At 75.4% G+C, this 8,704-nt stretch carries 8 protein-coding genes and 1 pseudogene; 2 read left to right on the forward strand and 7 right to left on the reverse strand.

Annotated elements, in window-relative coordinates:
• Positions 1-101 precede the first annotated feature (101 nt).
• Positions 102-626 carry a peptidylprolyl isomerase gene (locus ABT263_RS38100; RefSeq protein WP_352298361.1) on the reverse strand — a complete coding sequence of 175 codons (525 nt, stop codon included), beginning with the start codon at positions 624-626 and terminating at the stop codon, positions 102-104.
• Positions 627-967: 341 nt separating this feature from the next.
• On the opposite strand from ABT263_RS38100, the gene ABT263_RS38105 reads away from it, so the two are divergent.
• Entirely contained in the window at positions 968-1,348 is a 381-nt protein-coding gene (locus ABT263_RS38105) for a hypothetical protein (protein ID WP_352298364.1), read from the forward strand.
• Positions 1,349-1,383: 35 nt separating this feature from the next.
• Here the strand turns inward: ABT263_RS38105 and ABT263_RS38110 are convergent, their stop codons facing one another.
• A complete protein-coding gene (locus ABT263_RS38110) occupies positions 1,384-2,178 on the reverse strand; it encodes a DeoR/GlpR family DNA-binding transcription regulator (protein ID WP_352298367.1) in 795 nt (264 codons plus the stop codon).
• A gap of 441 nt (positions 2,179-2,619) precedes the next feature.
• Between ABT263_RS38110 and ABT263_RS38115 the strand changes: the two are divergent.
• Positions 2,620-2,772: pseudogene (locus ABT263_RS38115) on the forward strand (hypothetical protein); the annotation flags it as partial.
• An 85-nt stretch (positions 2,773-2,857) separates the two neighbouring features.
• On the opposite strand, the gene ABT263_RS38120 reads toward ABT263_RS38115, so the two are convergent.
• From ABT263_RS38120 to ABT263_RS38140, 5 genes are read right to left on the reverse strand one after another with little or no spacing between them, the layout of a single operon-like run.
• The gene (locus ABT263_RS38120; protein ID WP_352298370.1) at positions 2,858-4,171 is read right to left on the reverse strand and encodes a cryptochrome/photolyase family protein; all 1,314 of its coding nucleotides are present in this window, start codon (positions 4,169-4,171) and stop codon (positions 2,858-2,860) included.
• A complete protein-coding gene (locus tag ABT263_RS38125; protein WP_352298373.1) occupies positions 4,168-5,028 on the reverse strand; it encodes a DUF1295 domain-containing protein in 861 nt (286 codons plus the stop codon). The genes ABT263_RS38120 and ABT263_RS38125 overlap by 4 nt, the downstream gene beginning before the upstream one ends.
• Positions 5,025-6,311, reverse strand: a complete 1,287-nt coding sequence (locus tag ABT263_RS38130; protein ID WP_352298376.1) for a class I SAM-dependent methyltransferase — start codon at positions 6,309-6,311, stop codon at positions 5,025-5,027. The genes ABT263_RS38125 and ABT263_RS38130 overlap by 4 nt, the downstream gene beginning before the upstream one ends.
• The gene (locus tag ABT263_RS38135; protein WP_352298379.1) at positions 6,308-7,111 is read right to left on the reverse strand and encodes a DUF1365 domain-containing protein; all 804 of its coding nucleotides are present in this window, start codon (positions 7,109-7,111) and stop codon (positions 6,308-6,310) included. Before ABT263_RS38135 ends, ABT263_RS38130 begins: the two co-directional genes overlap by 4 nt.
• Positions 7,112-7,116: 5 nt before the next feature.
• Positions 7,117-8,445 (reverse strand): NAD(P)/FAD-dependent oxidoreductase, encoded by a 1,329-nt coding sequence (locus ABT263_RS38140; RefSeq protein WP_352298382.1) that lies wholly within the window; start codon positions 8,443-8,445, stop codon positions 7,117-7,119.
• Positions 8,446-8,704 lie beyond the last annotated feature (259 nt).

Below are 8,704 nucleotides of genomic sequence, written 5' to 3' on the forward strand. Positions count from 1 at the left end.
CACCAACCCCCCGTGCACCACCCCCTTCCCCACACCCACCCCCTCCCCATCTCCCGCCCCGGGGGCGGGGGCGGCGGCCGGTTCGTGCTCACCGAGGGGTCTCAGCGCTTGATCTCGATCCGGTCGATGGTGACCGCCTCAAGCGGCCGGTCGTTCGCGTCGGTGGCCACCGAGCCGAGTTCGGCCACGACCTTCTCGGAGGCGGCGTCCGCGACCTTGCCGAAGATCGTGTGCTTGAAGTTCAGCCAGGCGGCCGGTCCCAGGGTGATGAAGAACTGGGAGCCGTTGGTGCCGGGGCCGGAGTTGGCCATGGCGAGCAGGTAGGGCTTGTCGAAGACGAGGTCCGGGTAGCGCTCGTCGCCGAAGGTGTACCCGGGGCCGCCGCGACCGGTTCCGGTCGGGTCGCCCGCCTGGATCATGAACCCGTCGATGATCCGGTGGACGGGGGTGCCGTCGTAGTACGGGCCGCTGATCGGCTCGCCGGTACGCGGGTCGGTCGCCCCCTCCCGGGTGCCTTCGGCGAGCTCCACGAAGTTGCGCACCGTCTTCGGCGCCTGGTTCGGGAACAGCTCCACGGTGATGGCACCGTGGCTGGTGTGGATCACAGCGTTCTTGGCGTCGGCCATGTCGGGACTCCTCACATCGTGACGCTCCGGACGCGAGCGACGCCCTCAGGCTATCCGTACCGCCGGCGGCCGTCGGCGCTCGGAGCGCGCTGCCGCCGGCCGCCGGCCGCACGCCCGAGCCGCGCGAGCCGCGCGAGCCGCGCGAGCCGCGCGAGCCGCGCAGGATGCGGTTGGGCATTGACTCGGCAGGCGGCGGACCCGATGATGCAACCCAAGGACGCGGTCCGGGCGCTACCGGCGGGTGGGAGAGTCCGCCCGGCGCCACCCCGGCCGTCCGTACGGAGGGTGGGCCGCCGGTGTTCCGGCGAGGTTCTGGGGGGCTTGCGAAGAGGAGGCTTTCCGTGACCGCTCCGACCGCCCGTCTGGCCCCCGCGGCCTATCTGCGCTGCTTCCCCTTCGACCCCCGGGGCATGGCCGCCCACCGCGAGGCCCTGCGGCGCTTCGCCAACCGCCTCGGCCTGCTCGCCCCCGTCCTCTACTTCGACAACGGCGCCCCGTCCGCGGGCGTGCGCCCGCAGTTGGAGCTGCTGACCAGGTCCGTCCTCGACGGGCGGCACCGGATCGTGCTCGTCCCGGGCATGTGGGTGTTCTCCACCGACGAGCGACTGGCGCGGCTGATCACGTCCGCGTTCGCGGGTGCGAACTGTCGCACGGTCAAACTGCCGGACCGCTTCGTGTCGATACCCCGCCCCCGGTCGGGGTCTGGGGCGCGGGTGGCCTGAGACCGGCCGCGCCCGGCCGCGCCCGCTCGCGCGGGTCAGCCGGTGGCGGTGGAGACCACCACGAGCTCGCCGACCGCCTCTTCGAGCGTGCCGCGGGCCTGCGCCGGCAGCGGGTCGTCGGTGATGAAGCAGTCGATCTCGGCGAGTTCCGCGAAGCTGCTCAGACCGATCACCCCCCACTTGGTGTGGTCCGCGACCACCACCGTCCGGCGGGCGGAGGCGATCATGGCGCGGTTGGCCTGCGCCTCGGCCAGGTTGGGCGTGGTCAGGCCCGCCCGTTCCGAGACGCCGTGCGCGCCCAGGATCAGCAGGTCCACGTGGAGCGAGCGGATCGTCTGCTCGGCCAGGGCGCCGACCAGGGCGGCCGAGCGGGTGGGCGATCCACCGGTCAGCAGCAGCGAGGGGGTGCTCGCCCCGGCGTCGCGGCCGGCCGCCCACACCAGGTCGGCGATCGCGAGCGAGTTGGTGACGATGGTCAGCTGCGGCACCTTGAGCAGCCTGGACGCCACCGCGAAGGTCGTGGTGCCGGCGGAGAGCGCGACGACGTTGCCGGGCTCCACCCGTGCGGCGGCGGCGTCCGCGATGGCGGCCTTGGCGGCCTCCTCCAGCGAGGACTTCGCCTCGAAGCCCGGCTCGTCGGTGCTGGAGGCGCCGATCGCCACGGCGCCGCCGTGCACCTTCTGCACCGTTCCCCGGCGGGCCAGGGTGTCCAGGTCGCGGCGGATGGTCATGTCCGACACCCCGAGCTGTTCGACCAGCTCGGCGACCCGCATCGCGCCACGACGGCGCACGGCCTCCAGGATCAGTGCCTGACGCTGTGGTGCCAGCATCCCTTGATCGGTCACGAGCTCCCCTGACGACCTGGGCGGGCATCGATGTCCCGCTACGTCCAGAGGGCAGGCTACCGCCGGAACGATCAGAAACCGACAGGCGGGCCCCGGGGGTCGCCCCCGGCCTCCCGGGGCCGGGCGCAGGAGGCTCGGGGGGCTCGGGGCGCCCTGCGGCGGCGGGCCGCCGGGCCGGCCCGGGGCCTCCCGATCCGGCCGTGACCTGCGGCGCCCGTGCTCACCCGGCGAGTTCGCGCGGCCGGCGGGCGGCGAACGGGACGAAGGCGCTCCAGCGTTCGCCGTTGGCGACCAGGCGGCGGGTGTCGACGGTCTACGCCCTCCCCTTCACCACCCCGCGCACCGCCAGGATGATCGCCCGCGCCGAGGCCCACTGGGAACGCACCGGACGCAACCTCTTCGAGGACATGCCCGCCCGGCCGTTACTGGTCGCGCGGGCCGCAGCGCTCGCTGTTCATGCCCGGCCCCGTCCTGCGCCCGGGGGCGAACGAGGTCACCGTGCTGGAACCGCACGCCGCCCACCGCGCGCGCAGCGTGGAGCTGCGCGAGCACGCCGACCTCGGGCCGACCGAGGAGTAGGGCGCGACCGGACCGCGGCGGTGGGTGGTGGGCCGGCGGGCCCACCACCCACCGCCGTTGGCGTGGCCGGCACGTGCGCCCGGGGTCAGGAGCGCCCGTGCCGGAACCGCGCGGTCAGGGCCTCCGGCTCGATGATCGGCGGCGGGTAGCCGTCGTCCAGGAGCCAGGGCCGGTGGACCAGCGGGCCGGGGAGGTGGGCGAGTTCGGGCACCCACCGGCGGACGTAATCGCCGTCGGGGTCGTAACGGTCGGCCTGGCGCAGCGGGTTGAGGACCCGGTTGGGCCGGGTGTCGGTGCCGGTGCCCGCGACCCACTGCCAGTTGAGCTGGTTGTTGGCGACGTCGCCGTCGACGAGCAGGGACAGGAAGTGGGCGGCGCCGATGCGCCAGTCGAGGTAGAGGCTCTTGGTGAGGAAGCTCGCCGCCAGGAGGCGGGCGCGGTTGTGCATCCAGCCCTCGTGCGCGAGTTGGCGCATTCCGGCGTCGATGATCGGGTAGCCGGTGCGGCCCCGGCGCCACGCCTCGGCCTCGCGCTCGTCGTGGTGCCAGTGGTCGTCCCGGGTGCGGTAGTCGCGGTGCGCGGCCTCGGGGCGGGCGGCGAGCACCTGGTGGTGGAAGTCGCGCCAGGCGAGCTGCCGGACGAACGCCCGTGCGCCGGGGCCGTCGTGCCGCAGGGCGTCGGTGGCGAGTTCCGTCGGGGACAGGCAGCCGAAGTGCAGGTACGGGGAGAGCCGGGAGGTGTCGTCGGCCGCGAGGTCGTCGTGCAGGTCGGCGTAGCCGTCGACGTCCCAGTTCCGCCGGCGCCGACGGGCCGCCGTCTCGCCGCCGGGCGGCAGTGCGGGTGAGCTCGGACGCGCGGCGGGGAGGTCCTCGCCGCGGACGTGCTCCGGGGTGGCGAGCCGGCGGGGTGCGGCCAGCACGGTCCGCCGGGGTGCCTCCTGCCAGGCGCGGTGGTACGGGGTGAAGACCGTGTAGTGGTCGCGCCCGGCCGGGGTGACGCGGCCGGGCGGGACGACGGTCAGGGACGCGTCGTGGACGTGCAGCCGGTCGTCGAGGAGCTTGCGCAGCCGTGCCTCGCGCCGGTGCGCGAAGCCGCTCGCGCCCGCGGCGACGTGCACGGTGGCGGCGCCGGTCTCGGCGGCGACGCGGGCCGCCTGCTCGGCCGGGTCGCCCGTGCGCAGGACGAGCCGGGAGCCGGCGGCCCGCAGGGAGGCGTCGAGGTCGGCGAGGCAGTCGGCGAGGAACGCCTGCCGGTTGGGGGCGGCGAACCCCGCGGCCGCGACGGCGGGGTCGAGCACGAACAGCGGGACGACCTGGTCGGCCGCGGTGTGCGCGGCGTGCAGCACGGGGTTGTCGTGCAGGCGCAGGTCCTGGGTGAACAGGGCGATCGAGACGGTCATCGGGGGGACCTCGGGGACGACGGGGGCTGGGGGGTGCGGGGAGTTCGGGGTTCCCGCGGGGTCCGGCGGGGCGGCAGGGGCAGGAAGCCGCTGGTGCGGGCCGCGTACTCGGCCCAGCCGGGGCGGTGCGCGCCCATCCGGCGTTCCAGCATCGGCTTGCCGCTGCCGAAGGCCAGCAGGTAGGTCATCAGGAGCGGGCTGAGGACGAACGCCGCGCCGGCCGGCGTGTCGGCGGCGAGCAGGTACAGGCCCCACCACACGCAGGCGTCGCCGAAGTAGTTCGGGTGGCGGGTGTAGCGCCAGAGGCCGCGGTCCATGACCGCGCCCCGGTTGCCGGGATCGGCCTTGAACCGGGCGAGCTGCCGGTCGCCGACCGCCTCGAAGAACACGCCGACCGCCCAGAGCGCGGTGCCCGCCCAGGCGAGCGCGCCCGGCGGCCGGTCGGTGTACTGGGCGGCGAGGACCGGCAGCGCGACGAACCACACGAGGGCGGCCTGGAGCAGGTAGACGATCCGCAGCGCGTACCGCGTGCGGGCCGGGCCCTCGGGGGCGCGGGAGAGCATCGCGGCGTAGCGGGGGTCCTCGGGCGCTCCCCGGGCGCGCCACCACAGGTGCGCGGACAGGCGCAGGCCCCACACCAGGACGAGCGCGGTCGCGAGCAGCCGGCGGCCGTCGTCCCCGTGCCCGGCCGACAGCGCGTACCCGGTGAGCGCCACCGCGGCGAACGCCAGGCCCCAGGCGACGTCCACACCCCGGTGGCGGCCGGTCCGCACGCCCACCGCGAACGCGACGAGCAGGACGACGAGGGCCGCGGCGGCGGTCGCGGCGAGGCCGAGGAGGAAGGCTCCGGTGTTCACGTCGCCCCCTCCGCACGGGTCAGCAGCAGTTGGTGGACATCGAGGTACCCGGTGCGGAACCCGGCTTCGGAGTAGGCGAGGTACAGCTCCCACATCCGCCGGAACACCTCGTCGAAGCCGAGGGACTCGACCTCCTCGGGCCGTTCGCAGAAGCGCTCGCGCCACAGCCGCAGGGTCTCGGCGTAGTGCGGCCCGAACGCGTCGGTGCCGGTCACCCGCAGCCGGGTGTGGCGGGCGGCGGTCTCGGTCATCGCCCGCACGGACGGGATCCGGCCGCCGGGGAAGACGTACTTGAGGATCCAGGTGTGGCTGCGGCTGCCGGCGAGCATGCGGTCGTGCGGCATGGTGATCGCCTGGAGGGCGACCCGGCCGCCGGGGGCGAGGACCCGGTCGAGCACGGTGAAGTAGTCCGGCCAGAACGGGCGTCCGACGGCCTCGATCATCTCGACGCTGACGACGGCGTCGTACTCGCCCTCCGCGGTGCGGTAGTCGCAGAGCCGGACCTCGGCCCGGTCCTGCTGTCCGGCCTCGGCGATCCGCCGCCGGGCGAGGGCGAGTTGCTCCTCGGAGAGGGTCAGGCTGACGACGCGGGCGCCCCGGGCTGCAGCCCGCAGGGCGAGTTCGCCCCAGCCGGTGCCGATCTCCAGCAGCCGGGTGCCGGGGCCGACGTCCGCGAGGTCGAGCAGCCGGTCGATCTTGCGGTGCTGGGCGGCGGTCAGCTCCTCCCGGGTGGCGGTCGGCCGACGGTCCGGTCCGGCGGCGAAGAGCGCCGAGGAGTAGGTCATCGTCGGGTCGAGGAACAGGGCGAACAGGTCGTTGGAGAGGTCGTAGTGCCGGCGGACGTTGCTCCGGGCGTTCGCCGCGGTGGGCAGTTCCGCCGCCGGCGGGCGCCGGACGTAAAAGCGGCGCAGCCAGCGCGCGCCGGCCGGGACGAGGGTCTCGGGGGCGCTGGCCAGCGCGGTGAGCAGGGCGACCAGGTCGGGGCTGTCCCAGTCGCCGGCCTGGTAGGACTCGCCGAAGCCGATCAGGCCGCTCTCGCCGAGGCGGTGGAGGAAGGCCCGCGGGTGGTGCAGGCGCAGCACCGGCGCGCCGGGCGGGGCGGGCCGCAGGGCCCGGCCGCCGGGGAGTTCGACGAGCAGGCCGCGCCGCGCGGCGACCCGACGCAGCAGGCGTCCGGCGACGGCCGCGCGCAGCGGCACGTGCGGCACCCTGGCGACGTCCGGCCAGCGGGCGGGATCGACGACGGGCGTCGGCCTCGCCGTCGGGGGAACCGTGGTCGTCATGGGGCGGGCACCTCTTCCGTGGGCACTTCCGTGGGCTCTTCCGTGGGCGTGGACCGCTGCGCGCACCGGTCCGGGCCGGCGGTCGGGCGGGGGTGGACGGGCAGGCCGCTCAGCCAGAGGCGGACGCCCCGGTAGCGGATGTGGAGGCTGACGGCCCAGGTGGCGAGCGGGTGGGCGAGGGCGGCACGCAGCAGGGCGGCGGGTCCGGCCGGGCGGCCGGTGCCGCGGACGGTGGCCGTGAAGGCGTGGCCGCCGCCGCGGTCCAGGTGGACGGTCAGGGCCAGCCGCTCCCCCGGCTCCGGCAGCACCATCCGGTAGCGTCCGTCGACCGGGAAGAACGGTGAGACGTAGAAGTCCTTGGGGGTCTCGGCACGGCCGGCGGGATCGGGCGGCAGCAGGTAGCGGTGGCGGCCGCCGTAGGTGTTGTGGACCTCGACGACCGTGCGGAGCGGGTGGCCCGCGCCGTCGCGGCACCAGTACACGGTCAGCGGGTTGAACACGTGCCCGAGCGACCGTGCCTGGGTGAGCATCAGGATCCGGCCCTCGCCGAGCCGTACGCCGTGCTCGGCCAGGTACCGGTCGATGTCCTGACGGATCGTCAACTCTCGTGCTTCCCGGTCGATCCGGTGGTCCCGCGGGCGGAAGGAGGCCAGCGGACGCAGCGGCCACGGCACCCGGGGGAGGCGGTCCGGGTCGACCAGCCACAGGTAGCCGCGGTGGCGGAACGGCGGCCTGGGCGGATCGGTGCGCACATGGGTGGTGAGGGTGTCGTAGAGGACCGCGCCCCAGGGCCCGGGCAGGGTGGTCACGGCGCGCCCACCCCCAGCAGCGACCGGGCCGCCTCGACCCCGGACCGGCAGCCGTCCTCGTGGAAGCCCCAGCCGTGGTAGGCGCCGGCGAACGCGGTGCGGGCCGTGGTGAGTTCGGGCAGCCGGCGCTGCGCGGCGAGGGTGCTCGCGGTGTAGACCGGGTGCTCGTAGACGGTGCGGGAGACCACCAGGTGCTCCGGGACGGGCTGGTCCCGGTCCTCGTTGAGGGTGACCAGGTAGTCGTCGTCGGCGTCCAGCCGGAGCAGCCGGTTGAGGTGGTAGCTGACCCGCACCCGGTCCGAGGGGGCGGTGCAGTGGGGCATCCGGTAGTTCCACGAGGCGCGGGCCCACCGGGCGGTGGGCAGCACGGAGGGGTCGCGGTGCAGCACGGTCGGGTTGCGCGAGTAGGTGAAGGCGCCGAGGACCTCCAGCTCCGCGTCGGTCGGGTCGGCGAGCAGGTGCAGCGCCTGGTCGGCGTGGGTGGCGACGACGACGGCGTCGGCCTCGGTCAGGTGTCCGTCCGCGGTGACGACGCTGACCCCGTCCGGGTGCCGGCGCACCGCCCTGACCGGGGCGGACCGGCGGACGGTGGTGAGCCGCTCGGCGATCCTCTCCACGTACGTGCGGGAGCCGCCGACGACGGTCCGCCAGGCCGGCGCGCCGGTCACCCCGAGCAGGCCGTGGTTGTCGAGGAACGTGAACAGGTACCGCGCCGGGTAGTCGCCCGCCAGGTCGGGGGCGCAGGACCACACCGCGGAGACCACCGGGGTCATGAAGTGGCTCACGAAGTACGGGGAGAAGGCCTCGGCGGTGAGGAAGTCACGCAGGCTGGGGTCGCCCGCGGCCGGGTCGGCGAGCAGGCGGCGGGCCCGCCGGTGGAAGCGCGGCACCTCGGTGAGCATCCGCAGGTACCGGCCGCGCGCCAGGGCGTCGGGCCTGGCCAGCAGGCCGGCCGGTCCGCGCGCGCCCGCGTACTCCAGACCGCACCCGTCGCAGCGCACGGACATGCTCATCTCGGTGTCCTGGGTGCGCACCCCGAGTTCGGCGAAGAGCCGCAGCAGGTGGGGGTAGGTCCGGGTGTTGTGGACCAGGAAGCCGGTGTCCAGGTCCAGCGTCCGCCCGTCCCGAGCGGTCGCCCGCTGGGTGTGGGCGTGGCCGCCGAGGCGCCCGTCGGCCTCGAACAGCTCGACCTCCGTCCCGGCGCGGGACAGCTCGTACGCCGCGGTGAGTCCGGCCACGCCGGACCCCACCACGGCCACCCGGCGCGGGCGCGCGCCGCCGTCGCCGCGGGCGGGGGCCCGCGAGGTGGAGACGATGCCGAACATGGTCACGAGAGCCCCTCCCGACGGGGCCGCGGCGCGGCCCGCTTTGTCGTTGCACCGGATCTTCGGAGCCGACCCGGTCCTTGGATTGGCCCGGCTCGTGGAGCGGCCCGGCTCGTCGGGACCGGCCCGACTCGTGGAGCGGCCCGGCGTCGGGCTGCGGGGGCTCGTGCGCACCGCGCACCGTGGCCGACGAGCGTCCGGCACACCGGGCGGGACCGGCGCGGAACCGGCGCGGGACCGGCGGCGGCCCGGCGCGGCC

The organism is Kitasatospora sp. NPDC001603 (genome assembly GCF_040298365.1).
Classification (GTDB): Bacteria; Actinomycetota; Actinomycetes; order Streptomycetales; family Streptomycetaceae; genus Kitasatospora.

What these genes read in the sequence shown, in the direction of transcription:
- ABT263_RS38130 (WP_352298376.1), bottom strand. Translation starts at nt 6,311, where the DNA reads ATGACGACCACGGTTCCCCCGACGGCGAGGCCGACGCCCGTCGTCGAT.
- ABT263_RS38140 (WP_352298382.1), bottom strand. Translation starts at nt 8,445, where the DNA reads ATGTTCGGCATCGTCTCCACCTCGCGGGCCCCCGCCCGCGGCGACGGC.
- ABT263_RS38100 (WP_352298361.1), bottom strand. Translation starts at nt 626, where the DNA reads ATGGCCGACGCCAAGAACGCTGTGATCCACACCAGCCACGGTGCCATC.
- ABT263_RS38120 (WP_352298370.1), bottom strand. Translation starts at nt 4,171, where the DNA reads ATGACCGTCTCGATCGCCCTGTTCACCCAGGACCTGCGCCTGCACGAC.
- ABT263_RS38110 (WP_352298367.1), bottom strand. Translation starts at nt 2,178, where the DNA reads ATGCTGGCACCACAGCGTCAGGCACTGATCCTGGAGGCCGTGCGCCGT.